This is a genomic window from Brevundimonas staleyi (assembly GCF_041893865.1).
GTDB lineage: Bacteria > Pseudomonadota > Alphaproteobacteria > Caulobacterales > Caulobacteraceae > Brevundimonas > Brevundimonas staleyi.
Genome location: NZ_CP169082.1, coordinates 1,195,112 through 1,219,223, shown reverse-complemented (window position 1 = coordinate 1,219,223; position 24,112 = coordinate 1,195,112). Strand labels below are relative to the sequence as shown.

General features: G+C 68.7%; 28 protein-coding genes. 19 read left to right on the top strand and 9 right to left on the bottom strand.

Annotation, left to right across the window (positions count from 1 at the left end; all coding sequences use genetic code 11):
* Window positions 1–44 precede the first annotated feature (44 nt).
* Window positions 45–518: a BLUF domain-containing protein gene (locus ACETK8_RS06095; RefSeq protein ID WP_374038623.1), complete on the top strand. Its 474-nt coding sequence runs from the start codon at window positions 45–47 to the stop codon at window positions 516–518.
* Window positions 519–649: 131 nt separating this feature from the next.
* On the top strand, window positions 650–889 hold the full coding sequence (locus ACETK8_RS06090; protein ID WP_374038622.1) for a hypothetical protein: 240 nt from the start codon (window positions 650–652) through the stop codon (window positions 887–889).
* A gap of 29 nt (window positions 890–918) precedes the next feature.
* Here the strand turns inward: ACETK8_RS06090 and ACETK8_RS06085 are convergent, their stop codons facing one another.
* Together ACETK8_RS06085 and ctrA are read right to left on the bottom strand one after the other, a co-directional pair.
* Window positions 919–1,512 (bottom strand): hypothetical protein, encoded by a 594-nt coding sequence (locus ACETK8_RS06085; protein ID WP_374038621.1) that lies wholly within the window; start codon window positions 1,510–1,512, stop codon window positions 919–921.
* A 176-nt stretch (window positions 1,513–1,688) separates the two neighbouring features.
* On the bottom strand, window positions 1,689–2,390 hold the full coding sequence (ctrA, locus tag ACETK8_RS06080) for a response regulator transcription factor CtrA (RefSeq protein WP_374038620.1): 702 nt from the start codon (window positions 2,388–2,390) through the stop codon (window positions 1,689–1,691).
* Between the two features lie 343 nt (window positions 2,391–2,733).
* Between ctrA and ACETK8_RS06075 the strand changes: the two genes are divergently transcribed.
* Together ACETK8_RS06075 and ACETK8_RS06070 are read left to right on the top strand one after the other, a co-directional pair.
* Window positions 2,734–3,099 (top strand): chromosomal replication initiator DnaA, encoded by a 366-nt coding sequence (locus ACETK8_RS06075; RefSeq protein WP_374038619.1) that lies wholly within the window; start codon window positions 2,734–2,736, stop codon window positions 3,097–3,099.
* On the top strand, window positions 3,096–3,806 hold the full coding sequence (locus ACETK8_RS06070; protein WP_374038618.1) for a DUF6456 domain-containing protein: 711 nt from the start codon (window positions 3,096–3,098) through the stop codon (window positions 3,804–3,806). Before ACETK8_RS06075 ends, ACETK8_RS06070 begins: the two co-directional genes overlap by 4 nt.
* A 92-nt stretch (window positions 3,807–3,898) precedes the next feature.
* On the opposite strand, the gene ACETK8_RS06065 is transcribed toward ACETK8_RS06070, so the two are convergent.
* Complete coding sequence (locus ACETK8_RS06065; RefSeq protein WP_374038617.1) at window positions 3,899–4,327, bottom strand: SufE family protein; 429 nt, start codon at window positions 4,325–4,327, stop codon at window positions 3,899–3,901.
* A gap of 190 nt (window positions 4,328–4,517) precedes the next feature.
* Here ACETK8_RS06065 and ACETK8_RS06060 point away from each other — a divergent pair, with 190 nt between their 5' ends.
* The gene (locus tag ACETK8_RS06060) at window positions 4,518–6,224 is read left to right on the top strand and encodes a sensor histidine kinase (RefSeq protein ID WP_374038616.1); all 1,707 of its coding nucleotides are present in this window, start codon (window positions 4,518–4,520) and stop codon (window positions 6,222–6,224) included.
* A gap of 2 nt (window positions 6,225–6,226) precedes the next feature.
* Window positions 6,227–6,577: a DUF2200 domain-containing protein gene (locus tag ACETK8_RS06055; RefSeq protein ID WP_374038615.1), complete on the top strand. Its 351-nt coding sequence runs from the start codon at window positions 6,227–6,229 to the stop codon at window positions 6,575–6,577.
* A gap of 6 nt (window positions 6,578–6,583) precedes the next feature.
* Here the strand turns inward: ACETK8_RS06055 and ACETK8_RS06050 are convergent, their stop codons facing one another.
* Window positions 6,584–7,183 (bottom strand): hypothetical protein, encoded by a 600-nt coding sequence (locus ACETK8_RS06050; protein ID WP_374038614.1) that lies wholly within the window; start codon window positions 7,181–7,183, stop codon window positions 6,584–6,586.
* 54 nt (window positions 7,184–7,237) lie between these two features.
* Window positions 7,238–8,128, bottom strand: coding sequence for a hypothetical protein (locus tag ACETK8_RS06045; protein WP_374038613.1), 891 nt, complete (start codon window positions 8,126–8,128; stop codon window positions 7,238–7,240).
* A gap of 55 nt (window positions 8,129–8,183) precedes the next feature.
* Between ACETK8_RS06045 and ACETK8_RS06040 the strand changes: the two genes are divergently transcribed.
* The 4 genes from ACETK8_RS06040 (at window position 8,184) to ACETK8_RS06025 (ending at window position 11,065) form a co-directional block, all read left to right on the top strand.
* Complete coding sequence (locus ACETK8_RS06040; RefSeq protein WP_374038612.1) at window positions 8,184–8,510, top strand: DUF1491 family protein; 327 nt, start codon at window positions 8,184–8,186, stop codon at window positions 8,508–8,510.
* A gap of 57 nt (window positions 8,511–8,567) precedes the next feature.
* Window positions 8,568–8,897 (top strand): hypothetical protein, encoded by a 330-nt coding sequence (locus ACETK8_RS06035; RefSeq protein ID WP_374038611.1) that lies wholly within the window; start codon window positions 8,568–8,570, stop codon window positions 8,895–8,897.
* Between the two features lie 108 nt (window positions 8,898–9,005).
* A complete protein-coding gene (locus ACETK8_RS06030) occupies window positions 9,006–9,386 on the top strand; it encodes a hypothetical protein (RefSeq protein ID WP_374038610.1) in 381 nt (126 codons plus the stop codon).
* 65 nt (window positions 9,387–9,451) lie between these two features.
* Window positions 9,452–11,065 (top strand): DUF1570 domain-containing protein, encoded by a 1,614-nt coding sequence (locus ACETK8_RS06025; RefSeq protein ID WP_374038609.1) that lies wholly within the window; start codon window positions 9,452–9,454, stop codon window positions 11,063–11,065.
* A gap of 4 nt (window positions 11,066–11,069) precedes the next feature.
* On the opposite strand, the gene ACETK8_RS06020 is transcribed toward ACETK8_RS06025, so the two are convergent.
* On the bottom strand, window positions 11,070–11,231 hold the full coding sequence (locus ACETK8_RS06020) for a hypothetical protein (RefSeq protein ID WP_374038608.1): 162 nt from the start codon (window positions 11,229–11,231) through the stop codon (window positions 11,070–11,072).
* Between the two features lie 180 nt (window positions 11,232–11,411).
* On the opposite strand from ACETK8_RS06020, the gene ACETK8_RS06015 reads away from it, so the two are divergent.
* Window positions 11,412–13,043, top strand: coding sequence for a peptide chain release factor 3 (locus tag ACETK8_RS06015; RefSeq protein ID WP_374038607.1), 1,632 nt, complete (start codon window positions 11,412–11,414; stop codon window positions 13,041–13,043).
* Between the two features lie 139 nt (window positions 13,044–13,182).
* Window positions 13,183–13,905, top strand: coding sequence for a hypothetical protein (locus ACETK8_RS06010; protein ID WP_374038606.1), 723 nt, complete (start codon window positions 13,183–13,185; stop codon window positions 13,903–13,905).
* Here the strand turns inward: ACETK8_RS06010 and ACETK8_RS06005 are convergent, their stop codons facing one another.
* Entirely contained in the window at window positions 13,906–14,511 is a 606-nt protein-coding gene (locus ACETK8_RS06005; RefSeq protein WP_374038605.1) for a YczE/YyaS/YitT family protein, read from the bottom strand.
* 59 nt (window positions 14,512–14,570) lie between these two features.
* Between ACETK8_RS06005 and ACETK8_RS06000 the strand changes: the two genes are divergently transcribed.
* A complete protein-coding gene (locus tag ACETK8_RS06000) occupies window positions 14,571–16,007 on the top strand; it encodes a PLP-dependent aminotransferase family protein (protein ID WP_374038604.1) in 1,437 nt (478 codons plus the stop codon).
* A 4-nt stretch (window positions 16,008–16,011) separates the two neighbouring features.
* Here the strand turns inward: ACETK8_RS06000 and ACETK8_RS05995 are convergent, their stop codons facing one another.
* Entirely contained in the window at window positions 16,012–17,112 is a 1,101-nt protein-coding gene (locus ACETK8_RS05995; RefSeq protein ID WP_374038603.1) for an alkene reductase, read from the bottom strand.
* 194 nt (window positions 17,113–17,306) lie between these two features.
* On the opposite strand from ACETK8_RS05995, the gene ACETK8_RS05990 reads away from it, so the two are divergent.
* Together ACETK8_RS05990 and ACETK8_RS05985 are read left to right on the top strand one after the other, a co-directional pair.
* The gene (locus ACETK8_RS05990) at window positions 17,307–18,557 is read left to right on the top strand and encodes a hypothetical protein (protein ID WP_374039356.1); all 1,251 of its coding nucleotides are present in this window, start codon (window positions 17,307–17,309) and stop codon (window positions 18,555–18,557) included.
* Window positions 18,558–18,610: 53 nt separating this feature from the next.
* Window positions 18,611–19,180 (top strand): hypothetical protein, encoded by a 570-nt coding sequence (locus tag ACETK8_RS05985; protein ID WP_374038602.1) that lies wholly within the window; start codon window positions 18,611–18,613, stop codon window positions 19,178–19,180.
* On the opposite strand, the gene cysQ is transcribed toward ACETK8_RS05985, so the two are convergent.
* Window positions 19,177–19,959 (bottom strand): 3'(2'),5'-bisphosphate nucleotidase CysQ, encoded by a 783-nt coding sequence (gene cysQ / locus ACETK8_RS05980; protein ID WP_374038601.1) that lies wholly within the window; start codon window positions 19,957–19,959, stop codon window positions 19,177–19,179. The two genes, ACETK8_RS05985 and cysQ, sit on opposite strands and share 4 nt — an antisense overlap.
* A gap of 96 nt (window positions 19,960–20,055) precedes the next feature.
* Here cysQ and chpT point away from each other — a divergent pair, with 96 nt between their 5' ends.
* The 4 genes from chpT (at window position 20,056) to ACETK8_RS05960 (ending at window position 24,071) form a co-directional block, all read left to right on the top strand.
* Window positions 20,056–20,721, top strand: coding sequence for a histidine phosphotransferase ChpT (chpT, locus tag ACETK8_RS05975; protein ID WP_374038600.1), 666 nt, complete (start codon window positions 20,056–20,058; stop codon window positions 20,719–20,721).
* A 91-nt stretch (window positions 20,722–20,812) separates the two neighbouring features.
* A complete protein-coding gene (locus tag ACETK8_RS05970; protein WP_374039355.1) occupies window positions 20,813–21,178 on the top strand; it encodes a response regulator in 366 nt (121 codons plus the stop codon).
* Window positions 21,179–21,205: 27 nt separating this feature from the next.
* On the top strand, window positions 21,206–22,021 hold the full coding sequence (locus ACETK8_RS05965; RefSeq protein WP_374038599.1) for a CheR family methyltransferase: 816 nt from the start codon (window positions 21,206–21,208) through the stop codon (window positions 22,019–22,021).
* A 163-nt stretch (window positions 22,022–22,184) separates the two neighbouring features.
* The gene (locus ACETK8_RS05960; protein ID WP_374038598.1) at window positions 22,185–24,071 is read left to right on the top strand and encodes a M28 family peptidase; all 1,887 of its coding nucleotides are present in this window, start codon (window positions 22,185–22,187) and stop codon (window positions 24,069–24,071) included.
* Window positions 24,072–24,112 lie beyond the last annotated feature (41 nt).

Sequence of the window (24,112 nt, the reverse complement as noted above, 5' to 3'; positions counted from 1 at the left end):
CTAACGGCGGTCTGCGAAACCCCGCCGTTAAGGGGTCGCCAAGCATGCCGGCGCATCCCTCCTCGCACGACATCGAGGACACCGACATGGCCGAACAGATCCAGCAACTCGCCTTCCGCAGCGAAGCCGCGACCGCCAGCGAAAGCCTGAGCGGCCTGCTGGACATCCTGTCCGGCGCGCAAAGGCGCAACCGCGAGGCCGACCTGACCGGCGCCATCGCCGTCTCGGGCGCCCGTTACTTCCAGGTGCTGGAGGGCGACGAGGACGCCATCCAAACCACCCTGGCCCGCATCGAGGCCGATCCCCGTCACCAGAACGTCGAGGTCGTCGCCCGCCGCCCGGTGACCCACCGTTCCTTCGGCGCATGGTCCCTGGCCTCCCCGACCATGCTCCCCAGCCTGAAGCTTCAGATCGACCTGGCCATCTCGGCCTGTGACGAGGACTGCGACTACGCCATCTCGCTCCTGCGCAGCGTGGTCATGAACCAGCATCTCAACGGACGTCTTCTGGCGGCGTGATCCCCCCTCGCACCGCCCGATGACGAAACGCCCGCCGGCCCTCCCCCGGCGGGCGTTTCTGCATTTGGATCTGGAACGTGGGTCCGCTTTCGACCCATTGCGGACGTTGAGATTGGAGGTGAGGTTGACGCATGCGCGCCCGACTCACTCCAACGGCAGATCAAAGAGCCGTTCTCGAACGGCTGCAACTCCCGGACCGCATCGTGGAGACTTTGCAAGAGGCCAGCTTCGAGCTTGATACTGACGCTGCGGAGACCGTCCGCGACGAGCTTACAGCGCTGTTGCCGACGGTCGGCTTTGACGCGGATTACGAGCTGACCGCCGAAGGGCGGATCATCGAAGATTTGATCGACGCGCTGTTCATCCCCTGAGTCCGCTTCCGACCCCAAGCAGACATCGGTTACCCTGGGAAGGCTGCCACTCCGATGTAGCTCCGAAGCTCGTATTCCCGGAGTTTCGTTGGACCATCAAAGGTCGTCATGCGGATGACGCCGACACCGCCGCAGTGGACATACTGATATCGAAGGGCATCGTTGGTCCGCGACGCCGTATAGGAGTCACAGGAAGACCGATCCATCGTATTTCGGGCGACCTCGATGCGCCATCCGTCTGCAACGACCTGATCGAGGGGCGGAGCAAGTATCACCAAAGGCCCCTCCAGCTCGCCGACTACAAGACACCGATCCCCCCAGGAGCAGGAAAAGATCTCCTCAAACGATCCGATCTCGATGTTGCGACTGTCACGACGCATCACTGCCGACATCATCGCGGGCTGGTCATATACGAACATGAGGACTTCGCCTGTCAGGTCGCGCCCATAGTCGAAAGTCATTTCGTAGGCGTTTGGAAAGGTCAGGCCCGGAGGCGTCACCATACTCTGGCAGCCCGCCAGCGAAAACGCGGCTAGCCAAGCTGCTCGGGTGCCTCGTGCGGGCACAAAGGTTCGCGCCAATATCATTTGGAGATGATCGGACGCATAGACCGGAGCGGTCAATGTCCGCAATCCACCCATCTCGGACGTTCGGCACGTCCGCTTACAGCGGCGCCCGCCAACAGCAAAACGCCCGCCGGTCTCCCGGCGGGCGCTGCATTTTCTGGCCGTTTCTTCCCTGAAGGCTTCCTCGGCGCCCGATTCACGGTCTCGGCGAAGGGCCTCGACCGATCGGGACGCTAGGCGGCGACGGTCTGGGCGCCTTCCGACGGGTCGCGCAGGACGTAGCCGCGGCCCCAGACGGTTTCGATGTAGTGCTTGCCGCCGGCGGCCGTGGCCAGCTTCTTGCGCAGCTTGCAGATGAAGACGTCGATGATCTTCAGCTCGGGCTCGTCCATGCCGCCGTACAGGTGGTTCAGGAACATTTCCTTGGTCAGGGTCGTGCCCTTGCGGAGCGAGAGCAGCTCCAGCATCTGGTACTCCTTGCCCGTCAGGTGGACGCGGTGACCGTTCACCTCGACCGTCTTGCCGTCCAGGTTCACGGCGATCTCGCCGGTGTGGATGATGGCCTGGGCGTGACCCTTGGAACGACGGACCACGGCGTGGGTGCGCGCGATCAACTCGTCCTTGTGGAAGGGCTTGGTCATGTAGTCGTCGGCGCCGCCGCCGAAGGTCTTGACCTTGGTCTCGATCTCGGTCGAACCCGACAGGATCATCACCGGGGTGTTGACCTTGCCGACGCGCAGCTGGCGCAGGACTTCCAGGCCGCTCATGTCGGGCAGGTTCAGGTCAAGCAGAATGAGGTCGTAGTCATAGATCTTGCCCAGATCGATGCCTTCTTCGCCCAGGTCGGTCGTGTAGACGTTGAAGCCTTCCGACTTCAGCATCAGCTCGATGCTCTGCGCCGTCGCGTGATCGTCTTCGATAAGCAGAACGCGCATTCATGCCCCTCCAGGCAAAAGCTAGACCATATGACCCGCGCACACAGCCGGGTAACCTTGTTCGAGAGTTAACCTCCCGAACCCTTAAGAAGTATTAACGGCACCCTATGAAGGCGAATCTGGGGTGATTTGCGAATCGCGTCGAGACTCCACGAGTCAACGATTCGAATTATTTCGGCCGACCGGCGCTCACCGCCTCCTGTTTGGCCAAGCTCGCTCCGCGTGCGCCCCGCCACAACTGGCGATACGACCGATTCTGACGTCAAACAGGATAATGTTCCTAGCATCCCGCGAAACGGCTTCAGAATGAGGCCTCGTTCGCAGCGGGCGTGGGAGGACAGACTTGAACATACCCTATCAGATCATGGTGCCGTCCGAGGAGCGGGATCGCGCCGACCTGGTCGTCCAGATCGTGGCCCTGCGGTTCGGCACGCCGGTCGAGACCGTGACACGGGGCGGCCGTCTGTCCGCCTCGGCGCTCAGGGTGCGGCGGGTGTCGCTCTATCTGGCCCATGTCGCCTTGGGCTGGACGCTGGAGCGGGTCGCCCACGCCTTCGGGACCAGCCGCCAGACCGTGGGGACGGCCTGCACCCGGATCGAGAACGCCCGAGACGAACCGCACCTGAACGATCTTCTGGATCAGCTGGCCGACACCATCCAGACCCTGTGCGACGCCCCGCCGGTCACCGACCTGCCGGACGTGGCATGACCGGCCCGGCGACACGGGCGCGCGGCCTTCTGGCGCGGGGCGGCTGGATCGACGGCGCGGCGCCGGACGGGACCTATCCGCTTCGACTGGGCGCCGACCGCCGCGGCCGCGCGACGATGGCCCTCAGCGAAACCACCTTCCGCGCCTTGGTCGAGACGCCGGGTCTCAAGGCCCGTGCGGGCGGCGGCTGGATCGCACGGCCCGTCGTCGCCGACCCGCCCGCCGCGACGACGGGCGCCCCCGGCCGGATAGAGGGCGAGCGCGCCGTCATGACGCCGGACGGCCTGACCCAGCACCGCGCCAACCTCGGTGAAAGCCCCATCGCCTGGCTGGCCCGCCGAAAGGACGCCGACGGCCGCCCCTTCCTGAGCCCGGCCGAAGCGGCGGCCGGAGAACGCCTGCGGTCCGATGCGGAGATCGCCCGCGCGGGCCCGTCCCTCACCATGCGCTGGGACGCCCTGCCCCGCACCGGCGCCGGCTCGTCGGCCCGCGCCGAGCCCGGTGATCGCGCGCTCGCGGCCGGACGTCGCGTCGTCGAGGCCCTGTCCGCCGTCGATCCGCGCCACCGCCCGCTTCTGGAACAGGTCTGCCTGCGCGAGAGCAGTCTTCAACTCGCCGAACGCCGGACGCGCGTGGCCCGCCGTGAGGGCAAGACGGTTCTCAAGGCCGGACTAAAGGCCCTGGCGCGCCACTACGGGATCGGTTGAGCGCCATGGCGCTTTGGCAAGTTGGCACGTTGGCACGTTGGCACGTTGGCACGTTGGCACTCGAAATTCGAAAACAGTGCCAAGGCGCCACCTCACCCGGCGGCCATCGCCTCCTGCCGGATCCGGCCGACCATGGCGTTCAGCCCGTTGGCGCGCTGCCGGGTCAGAGCCTGCGGCAGGCCCAACCGGTCCAGCGCCGCCTTGGCGTCGAAGGCCAGGATCTGTTCGGCGGGACGTCCGGAATACAGCTTCAGCAACAGGGCCACATTGCCCTTGGAAATGGCGCTGTCGCTGTCGGCCCGGAACGTCAGACGGTCCCCGTCACGGTCCGACGCCAGCCACACCTGGGCCGCGCATCCGGGCACCTTGTTGGCCTCGGTCCGGTCCGCGTCCGGCAGGGGCGCCAGGTCCTTGCCCAGGTCGATGACGTAGGCGATCCGCTGCTCCCAGTCCTCCAGCACGTCGAAATCGTCGGCGAGTTCGTCCAGGGTGGCGTCGATGCTGTCGGCGGGGTCGGTCATGGGCCGCCAGATAGGCCGCCCGCCGGTTAACGACAACCGGGCGGTCCATCCCCAGTTGCGGCGCCCGGGTCCCCGAGGAGGAGTCGCCTCACGCGGGAGCGGGCTTTAGACGACTCAGGCGGAACGCTAGTCTTTACGGTCGGGCGACCTCCCCTGCCTGGCCGCTCGCCCCGGCCATCCGGACACCTGTTTGAACCCTGTCGCCAACACCGATCCGGACGCCTCTCCGCCGCCCGCGCGCGCGACGATGGCCGAAGGTCTGTCCGCCCTGACGGCCTGGCATGCCGCCTGGGCCGTGGGCGCGGCGGTGCTGGCCTTGGCCGGGACCCTGCTGGGCGGATTCGGAGGCTCCGTGATCTTCGGCGCGGCCGCGATGGTCCTGCCCGGACTGGCGGGCCTGGGCCTCTTGTGGCGGGACGGGACCGGCGAGCGCTCGCTGGTCCTGGTCGTCTGGACCCTGGCGGCCCTGGCGGCGGCCATGCTGTCGGGCGGTCTCGCCGGCCCCCTGGTCGGCCATATCATCATGCCCTTCGTGGCGGCCCTGGCCCTCGGCGGTCCTCGCCACGGCGTCCGCCTGGCCCAGGCCGGTTCGATCGGCGCGGGCGTCGCGGCGCTCGGCGGCCAGCTCTCGGCCCTCCTGATCGGCGCCCCGGCCAGCCAGCCCCTGCCCGCCTCCCTCTCCGTCCTGCTGGCCATGATCGCGGCGGTTCTGGCCGTTCGCCTCGCCTGGCGTCTGCGCGAGAACAAGCTCAAAGCCGCCGAGGCCATGGCCCACCGGGTCGAGACCCTTCTGGCCGCCCAACCCGGCCTGACCCTGGTGCTGGAGCCCAACGGCCGGGTCCTGGCCGCCTATGGTTCGCCTCCTCCGGCCATGGAGCCCGAGGCCCTGTTCCAGGCCGGTCTGTTCGCCGCCGTCCACGCGCCGGACCGCCCCGCCATCCTCGCCGCCATCGACCGGGCGCTGGCTGGTCAAGAAGGTCAGGTCCAGTTCGCCCCCCGCATCGCCCTGGACCGCCGCGTCAACCTGATCGTCCGCCGCATGGACGACGTGGACGGCGGCCAGCGCGTCATCGCCCAGGCCTTCGACGCCACCCGCCAGTTCGCCACCGAGATCGGCCTGGAGGCCGCCCGCGCCGAGGCCGAGGCCCGCGACAGCGGCAAGACCCGCTTCCTCGCCAACATGTCCCATGAACTCAGGACGCCCCTGAACGCCGTGCTCGGCTTCTCCGACATCATGCGCCAGCGCATCTTCGGCCCCCTGCCCCAGAAATACGCCGACTACGCCGACAGCATCCATGAGGCCGGCGGTCACCTGCTGGACCTGATCAACGACGTGCTGGACGTCTCCAAGATCGAGGCCGAACGCTACGAGCTGTCGCGCGAGACCTTCGACGCGCGCGAGATCGTCTCCGCCGCCGTCGCCCTGGTCCGCGTCACCGCCAACGACAAGGGCGTCTTCCTGTCGAGCCTGGTCCCGGATCAGCCGCTCACCGTCGACGCCGACAAGCGGGCGCTGAAGCAGATCACGCTGAACCTCCTGTCCAACGCCATCAAGTTCACCCCCTCGGGCGGCTCGGTCACCCTGACGCTCGACGTCATCGGCCCGTATCTGGAGCTGGTCGTCTCCGACACCGGCATCGGCATCGCCGCCCGCGACCTGAAGCGTCTGGGCCGTCCCTTCGAACAGGCGGGCGCGGTCGAACAGAAGGTCCAGGGCACGGGTCTGGGCCTCTCATTGGTGCGGGCCCTGTCCGAACTGCACGGCGGGCGGATGAGCCTTGAGAGCACCCTCGGCGAAGGCACGGCCGTGACGGTGCGGATGCCGGTGGCGGTTGCGGTCCGGGCGCCGACGCCCGAAGGTGGCGCGGAGGTGATCCCCTTCAACGCCGGAGGCTGACCATGGCCGAACACCGCATCTACCGGATGAGCGTCGCCAGCGTGTACGTCCACTACGTCGCCAAGGCCGAAAAGAAGGGCCGGACGAAAGACGAGGTCGACCAGATCATCCGCTGGCTGACCGGCTTCGATCAGCCGACACTGGACGCCCGCCTCGCCGACAAGACCGATTTCGAGACCTTCTTCGCCACCGCCCCGAAGCTGAACCCGGCGCGCGAAGCCATCACCGGGACCATCTGCGGCGTCCGCATCGAGCAGATCGAGGACCCGCTGATGAAGGAAATCCGCTACCTGGACAAATTGATCGACGAACTGGCCAAGGGCCGGCCGATGGAGAAGATCCTGCGAGCGTGAGGCGGATCAGTTCGGCCGGCTTCCCGGTCCCGGACCGGGCGGCTCGGCCGCCCAGCAGTCCGCCAGCTTCTCCGCCGACCGCGCCCACCAGACGGCGATGGGCGAGTTGACGTTGCCGGTGATCTCCAGCCCGACCCTGGCGTCCTGCGACCCCGACCGGGCCGAGCTGTTCCAGAAGGTATGGGCCGTGCCATCGAAAATGATGCCGAGGATTTCGCTCTCCTCCCCCAGCCGGATGGCGTCGGGCCGGACGGCTGGGATCCGCTCCATGTCGGTCAGGACCCGCTCGACGGCGGGGCAGGAGCGCGAGTCCGCCCAGACCACGCCGCTCTCTCCCCGATGGTCCCCCGCCTCGCGCCGGATGGCCCAGAAGACGGTCTGGCGGGGATAGTCGCCCCGGAAGACGGCGTAGAAGGTGTTCACCGACCAGGCGCGGTTTAAAGCCCCAACCTCGCTCAATCCGCCGAACGGTCCTCGGCCTTCGAAGGTCAGGTCGCGCGCCTCGCCTTCGATCTGCCGGAAATCGACCTGGGCCAGGACGGTCCCCGGCGCGATCAGCATCGCCAGGGCGATCACGGAGGTCTGGATCAGTCGATGCGCTTCCATGTTCCGATCAGGACAGACCTAGCCGTTACCGGCAAGCGCCGGTTTGTCGCGGCCTCAGACCGTCCCCAGCGCCACGAAGGCCCGCGCCGCCGCGAAGTCGCCGGCCTCGAAGGTCGCGGTCGCCACGCTGCCGTCGCGGAACAGGAACTCGATCAGGAAGGGCTCGCGCGGGTCCAGACGGGCCAGACGGTCGCCACCCGAGGTCGGGAAGGTCCACACCTCGCCCTGCGTCTTGCCCGTCACCAGAAGCGTCGTGGGCGCGGCGGCGGTGCCGGCGGACCAGACCTGCTGGCGTGCGTTCTCCGGCGGCAGGACGGCGCGGCCCGAGGCCGTCAGCCACGGGCGGGCAGCCAGGGCCGGGTCGCGCATGACCATTCGCGCCGCATAGGGGCGCGGGCGGCCGACGAAGGAGACGACGGCGGACAGGGTTTCGCTGCCGAACACATTGCCTGCGCCCGGCGCCGCCGCGCTCAGGCCGAACCGCACGGGCGAGGCGCCGGTCACCGAGGTCTGGGCCAGACGCCAGGTCGCGGCCTCGCGGCGCACGCGGTCGGCGGTCCAGGTCATGCGGTCGCCGTTGAAATCCATGCGCGGAATGCGCTGCCACCCGGCGAAGGCGTCGGCGACGCGGTCGCGCACCACGGCCAGTTCGGGGTTGGCGCAGGACACCTGGCGCGCACGCGCCTGGGCCCGGCTCTGGGTCGCCTGAAGCGTGGTCTCGGCGGTTCCGGCGCGCAGAGCCGCGCCCCGCGACTGAAGCGCGGCGGCCGACAGCGCCCCGGCGACCGGCGCGCGGAACAGGTTGCATTTCTGGTGCGCGGCCAGGACGAAGGTCCGGTCGTAGTAGGTGCCCGTCCCGTCGGCATGGGCGGCCATCGGCGTCGCCGCGATCAGGGCGGCGGCCGTCACGGCTCTGGCGATACGAGCGAAAAGGCCTAGGGTCATGAGGCCACCGTAGCGCCACGTCGTTCCGGTCCCGTTTCCAGGCAGGGTTACCGATTTGCTTCTGAACTCAGACCTGTGGGTCGGTGCCCTGATCCGCCGCGCCCAGATCGAGGGTGCCCACGCCACCGTCGTCAGGAAGGGCGACGCGCGCGCGGGCACGGTGATCGTGAAGGCCTACAACACCTCGGACCGCACGGCCCAGGTCTTTACCGAGGCCTTCGGACAGGACGGCGACCGCCTGTGGATCCAGCCGGTGACTGGGACAGAGACCGACATCGACGCCTATATCGAACGCCAGCTCGGCTACGATCCCGACCTCTGGGTGGTCGAGGTCGAGGACCGCCAGGGTCGCAATTTCATCACGGAACCGGTCGCACGGTAGAGCTTTCCCTCTGGCGGAACCGCGTTGCGTGGGGCGATGCGGTCTTCGGGGATATCCATGAGCGAAGACGTAAAGACCCGCCTCGGCGGCCTCGCCTTTGTCGCGGGCGGCCTTCTGTTCGGCTGGATGTTCATCTGGTCGCCGTACCAGGACGCTCTGAACGGCGTGCCCGAGGTGCGCTATCACACCAAGGCCTTCCTGCTGGTCCCGGCCGCCCTTGTGATCGGGGTGGTGATGCTGACGATCGGCGGTCGATATCAGTATCGCAACAAGGAAAAGAAGCAGCTGACGCCGCTCGGCTGGGCCATCTTCGGTCTCATCATCGCCCTGACCGGTCTCAGCTGGTGGTGGCTGGAAAGCCAGTTCTCGGCGCTCGGCTACCAGTAGGACGCCGGTCGCAAATCCTTAACGACGTTCGGGAACGGAACCGAAAACACCCCGGGCCTAGGGTCGGGACGTCGGCGAGAAGCGTCGGCGTCAAGGCGAGTGCCCCGTATGCTGTTTCTCATGAACGACGTCGTGTTCGATTTGGACGAGGCCTCCCCGGTCACGTTGGCGGATGCGCGCCGGTTCGAGAAGCTGGGCTTCGACTATCTGATGGAGCTGGGCTGCGAGCTGTTCGCCGAGGACCCGCTGATGCACCGGAACGATCCGGAGCGCGCCCGTCGCCTGGCCTGGCTGATCCACGACCGCTCGCCGGAAGTGAACGCCGCCCTGTTCGCCGCGCCGGAAACCGACTGCGACCCGGCCCTGGTCGAACCGCAGTTCTGCGCCCTGCCCGAGATGGTGCTGAACCAGCTGATGAGCCGCGGCCGCAAGGGCAAGCTGGACGCCGTCGCCGCCGACCGCGCCGTCTGGGGCCGAATGGCCGCCTGATACGCCCACGCTTGTGGATGGGGCCCGCACCCCGCTAGGTTGAAACCCTCTCGGGGGAGTTCGCCATGCGTCTGTCTGTTTCGGCTCGAGCGATCCTGCTCGCCACGGCTCTGTCGGTCTGCGCCACGGCGCCCGCACGCGCGGAATGGCTGAGGGCCGAGACCGAGCATTTCATCGTCTACGGCGACACCTCGGAGCGGAACATCCGCGCCTATGCGGAAAAGGTCGAACGGTTCGACGCCCTGCTGCGCGCCTACTACCCCATCGCCATCGACCATGAGGTTCCCAAGCTGGAACTCTACATGGCCAACAGCGCCGCCGACCTGAAGCTCGCCGAGCCGGACATCCAGCGAAGCGTACTTGGCTTCTACGCCCCCAACAGCGGACGGATCTTCGCGGTCGCCAATGTCGAGTCCGTGCTGTCGGACGACGTCATCTTCCACGAATACGCCCACCACTTCATGTTCCAGATGAACAGCATCGCCTACCCGGCGTGGTTCGTGGAAGGGTTCGCCGAATACTACGCCACCATGCGCATCCGCGACGGGCGCTATCTGGTCGGTCTGCACCAACCGCGCCGCATGGCCGCCCTGACCCGCCCGGCCAACAGCTGGGTGCCGATGGAGGATGTGCTGCGCTGGCGCGTCTCGGCCAGCGGCCGCTATCGGGGCTCGGAATACTACTCGGTCTCCTGGGCCCTGACCCATTACATGCTCAGCGACCCGGCGCGCACCCGCGCCCTGGGCGCCTATCTGTCCGCGATCTCGCAAGGGGCCGATCCGATCGCCGCGCTGGACGGGACGATCAACCGGACGCCGGCGCAGCTGCGCGATGACGTGTGGCGCTATCTGAGCGGCGCGATCACCTCCCTGACGCCCCAGATCGACCTGCCCGATCCGTCCGTCGATGTGTCCCGCATGACCCCGAACGAGGGGCGGCTGGCCTGGATCGACCTTCGCCTCGGTCGCGTCGATCCGAACCGTCCCGAGCCCACGCTGGAGCAGCGCGAGGGTGAAAGCGACCGGGCCTTCGCCGCCCGGCGCCAGGAGGTGAGCCAGGCGTTCGTCGATGAACGCCGGAACCTGATCCGCGACGCCCTGTCCGCATCAACCGTCAATCCGGACGATCCGGCCAGCGTGAAGGCGCGGGCGAGGGCGCAACGGCTGGCCGGCGAGCCTCAGACGGCGATCGCCTTGCTCGAACCCCTCATTCGCCCCGACTCCCAGGACGCGCGCGCGCTTCGCTATGCCGCCGAGGCCTGGCTGGATCTGGCGGCGAAGTCAGAGGGCGACGAGCGGCTGACGCAGATCCGACAGGCGCGCAGCCTTCTGGCGCAGTCGCTCGAGATCGACCCGCTGGATTTCCTGACCTATCTGGACATGGATCGGATGCGGCAGGGCGTCGCCGGATATCCGAGCGAGAACGACATGGCCACCCTGGAGGTCGCCGTCGCCTTGGCGCCTCAGTCGTTCGACGCACGGACGCGATATGCGCGGGTGTTGATCTCTCGCGGGCGGCCCGCGGACGCCGTCGCCGTTCTGCACCCCGTGGCGAACAGCCCGCACGGAGGGGGCCAGCGCGCCGAGGGCCGTCGCCTGATCGCCCAGGCGCGCGCCCAACTCGGCCTGACGACAGCGGAAGAGGCCCCGCCGGAAGAGGCCGAGCCGACGGAGGATTGAGGTCCTAGGTCAGGACCTTGAAGGCGATATGCACGAAGGCGGCCGCGCCGATGATGACGCCGAAGCCGGTCGCCAGGCAGAGCGCGGGGTGAAAATCGCGTTCCGTGAAGCGCTTGGACGGCGCCCGGACACTCGAAACGCGGTGTGCTGTATCCAGCAGAGCCATGATCGTTTCCTTTCCCAACGGCGTCCCGGCTCGTGTCCGGAACGTCTCGTGACGGAAAGATGACTCCAAAGACCCCGGTTGGCGAGGGGTTTTTGCATCAGTTCTCGACACAGTTTCGAGAATGGCCGAAGGCCCCGTCCGCGTGACTTTCAGGGCGTCGCGCGCTACCTCCCCCGCCGCATGTCGAAACTCACCCTCGAACAGGAGGCCGGCCGTCGCCGGACCTTCGCCATCATCGCCCACCCCGACGCCGGCAAGACGACGCTGACGGAGCATATCCTGCTGTCCGGCGGGGCCATCCGGGCGGCCGGGGCGGTGCGGGCGCGGGGCGAGAACCGGCGCACCCAGTCCGACTGGATGAAGATCGAAAAGGAGCGCGGCATCTCCGTCTCGGCGTCGGTCATGACGTTCGAGCACGACGGCAAGATGTTCAACCTGCTCGATACGCCGGGGCACGAGGACTTCTCGGAAGACACCTATCGCACCCTGACGGCCGCCGACTGCGCCATCATGGTGCTGGACGCCGCCAAGGGCATCGAGCCGCAGACGCTGAAGCTGTTCGAGGTCTGCCGCCTGCGCGACATCCCGATCATCACCTTCATCAACAAGCTGGACCGCGAGGCCCAGGACCCCATGGCCCTGCTGGACGAGATCGCCAGCCGCCTGCAACTCGACCCCGCCCCGATCTGGTGGCCGGCCGAGAGCGGCAACCGCCTGCGCGGCATGGTCGAGATGGGGACCGGCAAGTTCCAGCCCTACACGAAGAAGCCTGCAGGCTCGGCCGAGGACCCCGGCCACCCGGAAGCCCTGCCTCTCGCCGACGCCGCCCAATATTTCGAGCAGGGCGAGCACGAGGCCCTGATGGAGGCCCAGGAACTGGTCGAGGCCGGCTATCCGTCCTTCGACCGCCAGTCCTTCCTCGAAGGCCACATGACCCCGGTCCTGTGGGGTTCGGCGCTCCGCCACTTCGGCATCGACGAGCTTCTGGCCGCCATCGGCGAATGGGCCCCGCCCCCCAAGGTCATGAACGCCAGGAAGGAAGCCCCGCCCGAGACCCGCAACGCCCCCGCCCCCGTCGAACTGACGGTCCAGCCGGGCTCCAACGAGGTCACTGGCTTCGTCTTCAAGGTCCAGGCCAACATGGACCCCAACCATCGCGACCGCATCGCCATGTTCCGCATGGCAAGCGGCAGCTTCAAGCGCGGCATGAAGCTGAAGGTCCAGAACACCGGCAAACAGCTGTCGGTGAACGCCCCCATCATGTTCTTCGCCTCTGACCGCGAACTGGCCGACGACGCCTTCGCCGGCGACGTGATCGGCATTCCGAACCACGGCGTGCTGCGCGTCGGCGACAGCCTGTCGGAAAGCGGTCTGATCCGCTTCGCCGGCCTGCCGAACTTCGCCCCGGAAATCCTGCAACGCGTCCGCGTCAAGGACCCGCTGAAGGCCAAGCACCTGAAGAAGGCGCTGGACGGTCTGGCCGAGGAAGGCGTCACCCAGCTGTTCCGCCCGGAGATCGGCGCGGACTTCATCGTCGGCGCCGTGGGCCAGCTGCAGTTCGAGGTCATGGCCGACCGTCTCGGCGAGGAATACGGCCTGGAAGTCATCTTCGAGCACAGCCCCTATGCCGAGGCCCGCTGGATCGACGGCGACAAGGCCGACGTCGAGGACTTCATGTCCAAATACCGCGGCCAGATGGCCCGCGACATCGACCAGGCCCCGGTCTTCCTGGCCAAATCGAGCTGGGAGACCGGCTACGTCATGGAACGCTTCCCGAAGGTCGCCTTCACCAAGACGAAGGAACGCGGCTAGAGCCAGATACGGAAAAGCGTGCGCGGTTTTCCGGATCAGGCTCCACCATCAAGCGATTGTCATTTCCTGTCAGCCGTTTGGCATTGAAACCTTGGCCGTTCGCCTTCGTTTTGTCGCTCGAACATGGTTGGACGGACGCATGAACGAACACGCGAAGATCTATGGAACGACCCTGGCCATCGCGGCCGGAACCCTGCTGCTGGGCGGCGTCTCCTGGGCCCAGGAGACCTCGGGCTCCGCCGCGACACGCGCGCTGAACGGCGCCCCGCCCGCCTCGACCCTCACCACCCAGCCGAACGCCCAGCCGCCGCTGACGGCTCAGGAACGTTCCCCGTCCGCGCGTCCCCAGAACGCACCGACCCGCTCGACATCGCGCCCGCAACCCTCCACTGGCGAAGACGCCCTTGAGGCGCTGCTGAGTTCGACCGCTGACGACGCCGGGCCTCAGACCACCACACCTCCGGCCCGCACCGGCGTGACCCTCGCCGCCGGTCAGACCGAGCCCGAGCCCATCCCGATGACGCTCGGCTACTATGTTCGGGGCGACAAGGACTGCGATCAGATCTGGCCGGGTGAAGGCGATATCGCCTTCCTGACCCCGACCGCCTTCACCATCGACTTCGGCGGCTGCGACCCCGGTCAGTTCCTGCAGACCGGCCCGAACAGCTGGAAGGAGGAGCAGCGCTGCCGCACCGAGCGCGGCGACGACGCCGGCGCCTACAACGTCACCTATGACGTTCTGGCCGCGGACCAGATCAAGCGTACGGCCCGCTTCGGCGACGACGTCGACGCGGCCGAGGACGACCTCTGGAACTTCTGCCCTCTGGACGACGTGCCGGAGAACGCCCAGTTCGCCTCCTGATCAGGCCGTCGCCGGAGCCACCTTCGGCGCGTCCTTGATCTCGAACATCGGCAAGAAGAACTGCAACAGCGGCCCGTTCGACATCGCATAGAGGACGGTGCCGATCCCGATCGTCCCGCCCAGCATCCAGCCGAGCGCCAGCACGATGGCCTCCAGCGCCGTCCGCACCCAGCCGACCGGCAAGCCGGTCAGCCGCACCCCGCCGGTCGTCAGTCCGTCGCGCGGCCCCGGCCCCAGACCTGCGCCGATATAGGCCCCCGTCGCCGCCCCGTTCAGCAGGATCGCTCCGATCAGGAAGGCGGCCCGCAGGGGCAGGCCCGTGATCGGCGGCAACATGGCCAGGGCGACGTCCGCCGCCGTGCCGATGACCAGCACGTTGCAGATCGTCCCCACGCCCGGCTTCTGCCTAAGCGGGATCCAGATCAAGAGCACCAGCGCCCCGACCAGATTGACGATCAGACCCAGACTGATCCCGGTCAGCTCCGACAAACCCTGATGAAAGACGCTCCACGGGTTCAGGCCCAGGTTGGCGCGCACCATGAGGGCCAGAGACGCCCCGTAGAGCAGAAGACCGATCTGGAGCTGGATGAAGCGACGAATGAACATGCAGCCACGCTAGTCGAACCGGCCTTGTAATCCATAGCCACTTTCACGACGATGGCCTCATGACCGGCCCCGTCAATCTGAACAGCCTGTCCCGCCAGCTCGGCGACTGGCGCGCGACCGGGGCCGAGGACGTCGCCTATCGCAGCCTGGCCGACGCCCTGAAGGGTCTGGTGCTGGATGGTCGCCTGCCGCTCGACGCCCGCCTGCCCGGAGAGCGCCGACTGGCCGAGGCCTTGGGCGTCAGCCGCATCACGGTCAGCGCGGCGATGGACCGTCTGCGCGCCGACGGCTTCCTGACCAGCCGCGTCGGCGCCGGCACCTATACCGCCCTGCCCTTCCGCCGGGCCGAGCGACTGGAGGGCCTGTTCCACGTCGCGCCGGGACCGGACGTGGTGAACATGTCCACCGCCGTCCTGCCCGCCGGATCGCATGTCCACGCCGCCTATGCGCGGGCGCTGGAAAGCCTGCCGCCGCACCTGCCCGGCCACGGCTACGACCCCATCGGCCTCCTGCCCCTGCGCCGCGCCGCCGCCGACGCCTATGAGGCCGCCGACCTGCCGACCTCGCCGGACCAGATCGTCGTCACCTCCGGCGCCCAGAACGGTCTGGCCATCCTGCTGCGCGCCTTCGGGCGGCCGGGCGACGCCGTGGTCATCGACCACCCCACCTATCCCCACGCCATCGAGGCCATCCAGCGCGCCGGGATGCGGCCGGTCCCCGTGGCCCTGACCGAGGCGGGCTGGGACATCGACGGCCTGACCTCGACCATCGAGCGGGTCCGCCCCCGGCTGGTCTATCTCCTGGGCGCGCACCAGAATCCGACCGGCCATGTCATGAGCGCGGCGGACGAGGCGACCGTCGCCTCCGCCGTCGCCCGTGTCGGCGCCCTGATGGTCATGGACGACACCCAGCGCGAGCTCTGGTTCGACCGGCCGCCGCCCGCACCTTCGGCCGCAGGTCCCCACGTCGTCCGCGTCGGTTCGATGAGCAAGACCTGGTGGGGCGGCCTCCGCATCGGCTGGCTTCGCGCCAGCCCCGAGGTCGCCGACGCCGCCGTCCGCGCGCGGGCCTCGCTGGATCTCGGCGCGGCCGTAATCGAACAGCTCGCCGCCGCCCACCTGATCGCCGGAGATCAGAGCCCGGTCGTCGAACGCCGCCATATGCTGTCCGCCCGCGAGGCGGTCCTGCACGCGCGTCTGTCGAAAATCCTGCCGGACTGGAAAACCACCCGCCCGCCCGGCGGCCTGTCCCTCTGGGTCGCCCTGCCCCGCCCCTCGGTCGCGGCCTTGGTGGTCGAGGCGCAGAAGCTGGGACTGGTCATCGCGCCCGGCACGCGTTTCGGCGTCGACGGCGCCTTCGAACGGTTCGTCCGCCTGCCCTACTGCCTGCCGGAAGCCGATCTCGAGGCCGCCATCGACACCCTGGCCGAGGCCTGGTCCCGCATCAGCGACCGCCCGGCCCGGCGCACCAAGGCGCCGGAACCGGACGTCTTCTGAAGCCTCAGGCCTCCGCCGTCTCCAGGAACGGATAGTCGGTGTAGCCCTTGGCGCCGCCGCCGTAGAACGTCGCCTTGTCGGGCGCGTTCAGCGGCGCGTTCTTCTCCCAGCGCGCCACGATGTCCGGATTGGCCAGAGCCGGCACGCCCAGGCTGACCAGGTCGGCGCGGCCTTCGGCGATCGCCTTCTGGGCCAGTTCGCGGGTCAGGCCGCCGTTCAGCATGACCGGACCGCCGAAGGCGTCGCGGATCTTACTGGCCAGCTTCGGCGCGCCTTCCCAGCTCGCCATCTGGGAGCCGGGCTCGCCCTCGATCAGATGCAGGAAGGCCAGACCGAACGGCCTCAGGGCCGTCGCGGCGTGGACGAAGATCGTCTCCGGATCGCTGTCCTTCGTGCCGTTCGATCCGTTCGACGGCGACAGGCGGATGCCCACCCGGTCGGCGCCCCAGACGGCGACCACGGCCGCGACCACCTCCAGCATGAACCGGCTGCGGTTCTCGACAGAGCCGCCGTAGCTGTCATCGCGCTTGTTCGATCCGTCCTTCAGGAATTGGTCGATCAGATAGCCGTTGGCGGCATGGACCTCGACCCCGTCGAAGCCGGCCTTCTTGGCCATCTCGGCGGCGTGGGCGTAGTCGCCGACGATGGCCTGGATCTGCTCCACGGTCAGGGCGCGCGGCGTCTCGAAATCGACCAGGGCGAAGTCCGGCGTCATCGCCTTGCCGCTGTCGGGCAGGACGGCCGAGGGCGCGAAGCCCGGCAGGCCGTCGGGCTGATAGGCGCTGACCGAGACCCGGCCCACGTGCCACAGTTGGGCGACGATCTTGCCGCCCTTGGCGTGGACGGCGTCGGTGACGGCCTTCCAGCCGACCACCTGCTCCTCGGTGAAGATGCCGGGCGTGTTGGGATAGCCTTGGCCCGAGCGGCTGATCTGGGTGGCCTCCGAAACGATCAGGCCCATGGACGCACGCTGGGCGTAGTATTCGACCGCCAGCGGATTGGGGACCTCGCCCTCGACCGCGCGGCTCCGCGTCAGGGGCGCCATGGCGATCCGGTTCTTGAGATGGATCGCGCCGAGGTCGATGGGGTCGAAAAGGGTCGTCATGGGAAACACCTGCTGTTGCGGTGCAGCAGACGTAGGCGCCGCCGAAACCGTCCGCAACTCATATGCTTCCCCTCCTTTGTCGCGCGGCGACGAGGAGGAGCGGGAACCGCGTCGCGGCGTCGGGTTTGCTAGACAAGGACGCGAAGGCTTGAGACGGTCCCGATGCGGGACACGCGGAGATTTGTGCAGTGGCGATGTTCGAGTTCGGCAAGGATCTGAGACGGCTGTTCGTACAGGCGCGCGAGAGCGAAGACCTGGGTTGGCTGGAGCTGATCAGCGTCAACCTGCTGGCGCGGGAGGCCAAGAGCCTGACCACCGACGGCGGCCGGGTCTCCTGCTCCCAGCCGTCCCAGACCTGGCGCCGCGCCTCCATCTTGTGGCGCGAACACGCCCGGCGCAGCGGCCAGCCCGACAGCCTCGCCAAGGCTCTGACCACCGCCGAAGATGCGCTCAAGGCCGCGAAATCCGACGACGACCGCGCCCGCGCCCTCCTCGCCGCCGCCCAGGCCCAGATCGTCAAGTTCGACCTCTACGGCGACCGCGAGGCCGTGGTTCTGGCCGCGGAACTGGCGCGCGAGGTCAACGCCAAACGCCTGCCGACCCTCGCCTCCTGCGCCGGGGTCCATGCCCGCATCCGCGCCCGTCAGGCCCGGATCAGCGAGAAGAAGGAAGACCGCCAGGACGCCGCCGCACTGATGGACGCCGCCCTCCACGCCCTGACCAAACACAATCCGGTCGAGGCCGACGACCTGCGTCTGGACAGCGCCGCCCTGGCTCTGGAAGGCGGCATCATCCAGCGCGATCACCGCCTGCTGGATCAGGCCGGACGCGACCTGACGGCCCTCGTCGAGGCCTCGTCGCCGGACCAGCGCCCCCTGACCCGCGCCCGCGCCCTGGCCCTCTGCGCCGCCGGCCTCTCGGCCCTCGCCGCCATGGCCAATGACGAGGCCGCGAGGAAGACCGGCCACGACATGTTCGACGCCGCCGCCGACCAGTTCTTCGTCGACCACAGCCCGCTTGACTGGGTCGCCATCCAGATCGCCCGCTCCATCGACGCCTCGGCCCCGCTGGAGCCCATCCGCCAGTCGGTCGCCCTGACCACCGGCCAAGGCACGATCCTCGGTGCCCTCGCGCTTGACCTGATGATCTCGCGCGAGATCGAGGCGGCCGCCTCCGCCGGCGACCTCAACGACCTGACGAAGATCGAGACCCGCGTCCGCCGCCGTCTGGCCGAACGCGACGGCGTCCCCTCGGCCATCGACTGGGCCGTCGATCAGATCGCCATGGCCCGGTTGATGATCGCCCGCGCCGACCTGATGGGCTCGGACCCCGATCAGGCCGCCTTCGTCCTGTCCGAAGCCGCCGAAGCCGCACAGGAACATGGCGTTCCGGTGCTGGCCGATCGCGCCAAGGGGCTGATGTTGAGTCTGCCCGTTCGGGCCTAAACGGATCGGTTGACCTTCATCCTTTCTGACCAGACCTCTGACACAGTAGGCGCATGAAGCTCGCCGTTTCAGCCTCCGGTCTTTTGCTGAGTCTCGTGCTCGCCGGCTGTAGCCCCAAGGTCGGATGGGAGCGTGCCCATCCTCTTGGCGTCGATCTTCAGGCCGGGATCGAGATCGCCCAAAACACAGGATTTCGCCGAACCGCGTCCCTCAGCCTGGTCTGTGACGCAGACGGTGCGCTTCGCCTTTTGTTGCAGACCCGACTACCCATCCCCGGCGACCTACGATGGGAAACTCGCGCGCGAGACAGCAGCCGCGACCGCGTCTTGCGCGACGAGGATGTCTCTGTGTTCGTCAACGGCATCGGCTGGAAGATGACGACCGCCTTCAGGTGGATGCTCGGTCGCGAGTTGGACCAGGCGATCAGTGACCCCCTGTCGGACATCAATCTGGCTCGCATGATCGACGCCTACAATGTGGAAGCACCGCGGCGGGTCAGCGTCGTCGGCATCTCCGAGACAGGCGTGTTCATGCGCGGACGCGAGACAGGAGTCGGCATCGCCGGGTTCAGGGCCGCCTGCCGCCCGCCGGCAGCCCCCGAGGCCCGCCCAGGCGCCGTCTAGCCGCCCATCGCCACGAAAGGCCCGTTCAGGAAGCCCGGCTTGCCGTAGGTCAGGGGCTGGCCGTCCGGCCCCAGCACCCGTCCACCGGCCGCCTCCAGCACCGCCTGCCCGGCGGCGGTGTCCCACTCCATGGTCGGGCCGGTGCGCGGATAGGCGTCGAACCGCCCCTCGGCGATCAGACAGAATTTCAGCGAGGAGTCCGTCCCCTGCCACTGGGTGCAGCCGTAGCGCGACGCCAGACGCACCGCCTCTTCGTCCGTGACGCTGTGGCTCAGAAGGGCCGAACCCTGATCCGGCCGGTCGCGCACCTGGATCGACCGCCAGACGTCGCCATAGCGGCGCATCTGGGCCCCGCCGCCGGGCGCGCTCCGCCAGGTCAGGGACGTCGCCGGCGCCGAGACCACGCCCACCGTCGGCCGATCGCCCTCGATCAGGGCGATGTTGACCGTGAAGCTTTCCTTGCCCTGGACGAACCCCTTGGTCCCGTCCAGCGGGTCGATCAGCCAGAACCGTTCCGCGACGCTCTCGGGCTTGCCGTCGGCCTCCGACTGCTCCTCGGCCACGGCCTGAACCTCGGGATAGAGGGCGGTCAGGCGCGACAGGATCAGGGCCTCGGCCTCGCGGTCGGCCAGGGTCACCGGGCTGTCGTCGGCCTTGGCGAACACCTCTCCGCCGGCGCGCCAGTAGGGCAGGATGACGGCCGCGGCCTCTTCGGCGATGTCGGCGAGATGGTCGTGCAGGGCGCCGGAGGCGATATCCCGGGTCAGGCGGTCTTTCATTTCGCGGGGGATAGACCATCCGGCGCGGTTTCGCGAAACGACAAATCACGCGAGGGTGCCGGCCGATCCATCGCCCCAGCCGAGCCAGAGCCCCGCATGACCGACGCCGCCTTCCCCGCCCCGTCCGATCTGCCCGTCGATGGCCCCGAACTGGCCAGTCTGATCGCCGCCAAGCTCTGCCACGACTTCATCAGCCCGTCCGGCGCCATCATGTCGGGCCTGGACCTGCTGAACGACCCGACGGCCCAGGACATGCGCGACGACGCCCTGTCCCTCATCACCGACAGCGCCAAGAAGATGGTCGCCCTGGTCCAGTTCTGCCGCGTCGCCTTCGGGGCCGCCACGACGGCCGAGCGTTTCACGGCGGGCGAACTGACCGCCCTGGTCGACGGGGTCACCGCCGGGGGCCGCGCGACCCTGGCCTGGGACCTCGGCTCCGGCGACTTCGGAAAGCCCCAGTCGCGGGCTCTGGTGAACCTCGCCTATCTGATCGTCGCGGCCCTGCCGATGGGCGGCGCGGCCACGGTCTCCGTGCGGCATGAGGGCGCACAGCTGGTCATCGAGGGCCTGGCCGAGGGCGCCCGCGCCCGCCTGAAGCCCGAGGCCGTGACCGGCCTGTCGGGCCAGCGCCTGACCGAAGGCCTCGCGGGCCAGTGGATCCAGCCCTACTGGCTGTGGCTGACGGCCGACCAGCATGGCGGAACCCTGTCGGTCGAGGCTGTGGAAGGCCGCGTGTCCATGACCGTACGCATGCCGTCTTAATCCCGAATCCCAACGCCTCGTTAACCGCCCGACAGCGATATTGGCGGTTGAAGCGGCGAGTGATTCCGGCCGTTTGGAGAGCGTCTTGGACATCCGCACCTGCCTCATCGTCGACGACAGCCGGATCATCCGGAAGGTCGCGCGCCGCATCGTGGAAGGTCTCGGATTCGAGGTCGACGAGGCCGCCGACGGCGTCGAGGCCCTGTCCTACTGCGCCGGCATGATGCCGGACGTCGTCCTGCTGGACTGGAACATGCCCGTCATGGACGGCCTGACCTTCCTGCGCCGCCTGCGCGCCACCCCGAACGGCGAGAAGCCCAAGGTCCTGTTCTGCACCATCGAGACGGCGCCGGACCGCATCGCCGAGGCCCTGTCCGCCGGCGCCGACGACTATGTGATGAAGCCGTTCGACTCCGAGATCCTCCAGTCGAAATTCAGCGAAGTCGGAGCGGTCTGATCCCGTCATGACCCGTGTGGCCGCCACATGATCCAGGACGACTTCGAACGCCTGCAGGCCCTGATGGTCTCTCGCGCCGGCTTCCGGCTGGGGCGGGATCGCATCCACCTGGCCGAACACCGTCTGGCGCCCGTCGCCCGCCGCGAGGGTTTCGACACGGTCGACGACATGCTGGCCAGCCTCTGGGCCAAGCCGGTCGCCAGCCTGGGCTGGGCGGTCATCGAGGCGCTTCTGAACCCCGAGACCTGGTTCCGTCGCGACCGCGCCGTCTTCGACACCTTCACCCGCGAGCTCCTGCCCGCCATCGGCCGCGCCCGTCCCGAAGGCCTGGTCAAGGTCTGGTCCGCCGGCTGCTCCCACGGCCAGGAACCCTATTCCCTGGCTATGGGCGCGCTTGAGACCGGGGCCAATGTCGAGATCGTCGCCACCGACCTGTCCCAGCGGGCGGTCGAGCGCGGTCGCGCGGGGTCCTACACCGCCTTCGAGATCCAGCGCGGTCTCTCGGCCCAGACCATGCTGAACTGGTTCGATCCGGCCGACGACGCCTGGGTCGCCAAGCCGGCCCTGAAGAACGCCGTCCGCTTCGCCCGTCACAACCTGCTGGACCAGCCCGCCGACGCCGCCCAGTTCGACGTCATCCTGTGCCGCAACGTCCTCTCGGAGATGGACCCGGCCAAGCGCGGCCAGGTCGTCGACGGTCTGGAGAAGCGTCTGGTCGACGACGGCGTCCTGATCCTGGGCGCCGACGAACGGATCGACGCCGACACCGTGGCCTTCCGTCCGGTCGGCGGTCGCAAGGGCCTGTTCGTCAAAGCCCCCTCGGCCCTCAGCCGCGCCGCCTGACACCTCCCCCCGTCATCCTCGGACTTGATCCGAGGATCGGACTGTCCGGACCCAGGACGGTCGGGCGAGGCGACCTCTTTTGTACGGCGTCTTCCACAGTTCACTTGCGGAAGCTCCGATCCTCGGATCAAGTCCGGGGATGACGGTGCATGGGGATGCGGCGATGCGGTGGGCTCTCTTTCTAGGATCACTGGCGGTCGCCCTCTTGATCGGCGTCTGGGCGCTGCAAGTCCCCGCCCCGCGCGGCCTCGAGACCCCGGACCAGGATTTCTCGGCCGCCCGCGCCATGATCGACGTGCGCCAGATCGCCATCCGGCCCCACCCGGTCGGCTCGGCCGACCATGCCCGCGTCCGCGCCCACATCTTCGACCGCATGGCCTTCCTCGGCCTCAACCCTCAACTCCAGGCCGGCGCCCTGTCGCCCGAGAGCGTCAATCGCCTGCGCCGGTGGGGCGGCGATCCGGCGGCGGCGGGCAATCAGGCGGTCAATATCGTCGGCCTCCTGCCCGGCCTCGATCCGTCCCGACCCGCCGTCCTGATGATGGCCCACTACGACAGCGCCTGGGGCTCGCCCGGCGCGGCCGATGACGCGTCGGGCGTCGCCGCCATCCTGGAATCGGTGCGCGCCATCAAGGCGCGGGGTCCGCTGGATCGCACCCTGATCGTCCTCATCACCGATGCGGAGGAGCTCAACCTCGACGGCGCCCGCATCTTCTTCTCCGAACATCCCTTGCGCGACCGCGTCGGGGCCGTGGTCAATCTGGAGGCGCGCGGCGGCGGCGGCCGGGCCTTCATGTTCGAGACAGGTCGCGGCAACGCCGAGACGATCGACGTCTACGCCCAGGCCGCGCGCCGCGCCGACGGCGGCGCCTCGTCCAGTTCTCTGGCGGTCTTCGTCTACGAGAACATGCCGAACGGCACCGACTTCACCATCCCCAAGAACCGGGGGGTCGGCGGAATGAATTTCGCCTTCATCGGTCGTCCGTCCCAGTACCACTCCCCCACCTCCACGCCCGAAAACCTGGATCAGGGCGCGCTTCAGCACATCGGCTCCCAGGCGATGGAGGCGACCGACGCCCTCCTGCGCGGCGGTCCGACCCTGCCCGCGCGCGGAGAGAACGCCGTATACGGCGACTATCTGGGTCTGGGCGTCATCTCCCATACGCCGTCCTTCGGCTGGGTCCTCCTGGGCCTGACCGCCGCCCTGGGCGCCTTCGCCGCCTGGGGCGCGCGCCATGCGACGGGGCTGAAGGCCGCCGACGTCGGACGCGGCATGGTCTCGGGCCTGTGGGTCCTCGCCATGGGCATCGTCGTGGCCCACGGGGTGCGCGTCCTGGCCGGCCCCCTCTCGGCCCGCGCCGAGTCGGCCGAGGTCTATTACACCCTGCTACGTCGCCTGCCGTGGATGGAGGCCGGGACCGGTCTGGCCATGGCGGCCGTGGCCCTGGCCCTTCTGGCCGGACGCGAGGCCCTGGGGGCGAAACTGTTGGCCGGCGTCGTGGTCCTCGCGGTCGCGGTCAGCCTGATCCTCGGCGGCTTCGATCCCGTCGTCCTGGGCGCCGGGGTCGTCGCGCTCGGCCTTTCCCTCTGGCCGCAGAGCGCGCCCAAGACCGTCTGGGGCGGCTGGCTCGGCCTGATCGCCTTCGTCTTCGTCCTGGGCTGCGCGGTTCAGGCGGTCGCGCCCGAGGCGGCGCTGATCCTGATCTGGCCGGGCCTGCTGGCGGCCTTCGCGGCCACCGACGCCGCCCTGATCGGCGCCCGTCTGGAGAACCCCCGCGCCCTCATTCCGGCGGCCCTGGCCACGGTCGTCGGCGGCGCCTGGATCCTGGCCCAGTCGCATCAGGTCTTCCTCGGCGTCGGCATGGACCTGCCAGGCACTCTCGCCCTGATGACCGTCCTGATCCTGCTGTTCGTCACCCCCCTGGCCCCCAAGGCCAAGGGCACGCTGGCGGCGGCCGCGGCGGCCTGTCTGATCCTCGCCTGCGGTCTGTCCCTGACGGCCCGCTACGCCGAGCCCGCCCCGCCGCCCAGCGCCACCGGCCCGACCTGAGACCTTACCCGCCCGCTAACCCTGCCGTTTAAGCGGACCGC

What these genes read in the sequence shown, in the direction of transcription:
- ACETK8_RS06095 (WP_374038623.1), top strand. Translation starts at nt 45, where the DNA reads ATGCCGGCGCATCCCTCCTCGCACGACATCGAGGACACCGACATGGCC.
- ACETK8_RS06090 (WP_374038622.1), top strand. Translation starts at nt 650, where the DNA reads ATGCGCGCCCGACTCACTCCAACGGCAGATCAAAGAGCCGTTCTCGAA.
- ctrA (WP_374038620.1), bottom strand. Translation starts at nt 2,390, where the DNA reads ATGCGCGTTCTGCTTATCGAAGACGATCACGCGACGGCGCAGAGCATC.
- ACETK8_RS06070 (WP_374038618.1), top strand. Translation starts at nt 3,096, where the DNA reads ATGACCGGCCCGGCGACACGGGCGCGCGGCCTTCTGGCGCGGGGCGGC.
- ACETK8_RS06065 (WP_374038617.1), bottom strand. Translation starts at nt 4,327, where the DNA reads ATGACCGACCCCGCCGACAGCATCGACGCCACCCTGGACGAACTCGCC.
- ACETK8_RS06055 (WP_374038615.1), top strand. Translation starts at nt 6,227, where the DNA reads ATGGCCGAACACCGCATCTACCGGATGAGCGTCGCCAGCGTGTACGTC.
- ACETK8_RS06050 (WP_374038614.1), bottom strand. Translation starts at nt 7,183, where the DNA reads ATGGAAGCGCATCGACTGATCCAGACCTCCGTGATCGCCCTGGCGATG.
- ACETK8_RS06045 (WP_374038613.1), bottom strand. Translation starts at nt 8,128, where the DNA reads ATGACCCTAGGCCTTTTCGCTCGTATCGCCAGAGCCGTGACGGCCGCC.
- ACETK8_RS06035 (WP_374038611.1), top strand. Translation starts at nt 8,568, where the DNA reads ATGAGCGAAGACGTAAAGACCCGCCTCGGCGGCCTCGCCTTTGTCGCG.
- ACETK8_RS06030 (WP_374038610.1), top strand. Translation starts at nt 9,006, where the DNA reads ATGCTGTTTCTCATGAACGACGTCGTGTTCGATTTGGACGAGGCCTCC.
- ACETK8_RS06025 (WP_374038609.1), top strand. Translation starts at nt 9,452, where the DNA reads ATGCGTCTGTCTGTTTCGGCTCGAGCGATCCTGCTCGCCACGGCTCTG.
- ACETK8_RS06020 (WP_374038608.1), bottom strand. Translation starts at nt 11,231, where the DNA reads ATGGCTCTGCTGGATACAGCACACCGCGTTTCGAGTGTCCGGGCGCCG.
- ACETK8_RS06015 (WP_374038607.1), top strand. Translation starts at nt 11,412, where the DNA reads ATGTCGAAACTCACCCTCGAACAGGAGGCCGGCCGTCGCCGGACCTTC.
- ACETK8_RS06010 (WP_374038606.1), top strand. Translation starts at nt 13,183, where the DNA reads ATGAACGAACACGCGAAGATCTATGGAACGACCCTGGCCATCGCGGCC.
- ACETK8_RS06005 (WP_374038605.1), bottom strand. Translation starts at nt 14,511, where the DNA reads ATGTTCATTCGTCGCTTCATCCAGCTCCAGATCGGTCTTCTGCTCTAC.
- ACETK8_RS06000 (WP_374038604.1), top strand. Translation starts at nt 14,571, where the DNA reads ATGACCGGCCCCGTCAATCTGAACAGCCTGTCCCGCCAGCTCGGCGAC.
- ACETK8_RS05995 (WP_374038603.1), bottom strand. Translation starts at nt 17,112, where the DNA reads ATGACGACCCTTTTCGACCCCATCGACCTCGGCGCGATCCATCTCAAG.
- ACETK8_RS05990 (WP_374039356.1), top strand. Translation starts at nt 17,307, where the DNA reads ATGTTCGAGTTCGGCAAGGATCTGAGACGGCTGTTCGTACAGGCGCGC.
- ACETK8_RS05985 (WP_374038602.1), top strand. Translation starts at nt 18,611, where the DNA reads ATGAAGCTCGCCGTTTCAGCCTCCGGTCTTTTGCTGAGTCTCGTGCTC.
- cysQ (WP_374038601.1), bottom strand. Translation starts at nt 19,959, where the DNA reads ATGAAAGACCGCCTGACCCGGGATATCGCCTCCGGCGCCCTGCACGAC.
- chpT (WP_374038600.1), top strand. Translation starts at nt 20,056, where the DNA reads ATGACCGACGCCGCCTTCCCCGCCCCGTCCGATCTGCCCGTCGATGGC.
- ACETK8_RS05965 (WP_374038599.1), top strand. Translation starts at nt 21,206, where the DNA reads ATGATCCAGGACGACTTCGAACGCCTGCAGGCCCTGATGGTCTCTCGC.
- ACETK8_RS05960 (WP_374038598.1), top strand. Translation starts at nt 22,185, where the DNA reads ATGCGGTGGGCTCTCTTTCTAGGATCACTGGCGGTCGCCCTCTTGATC.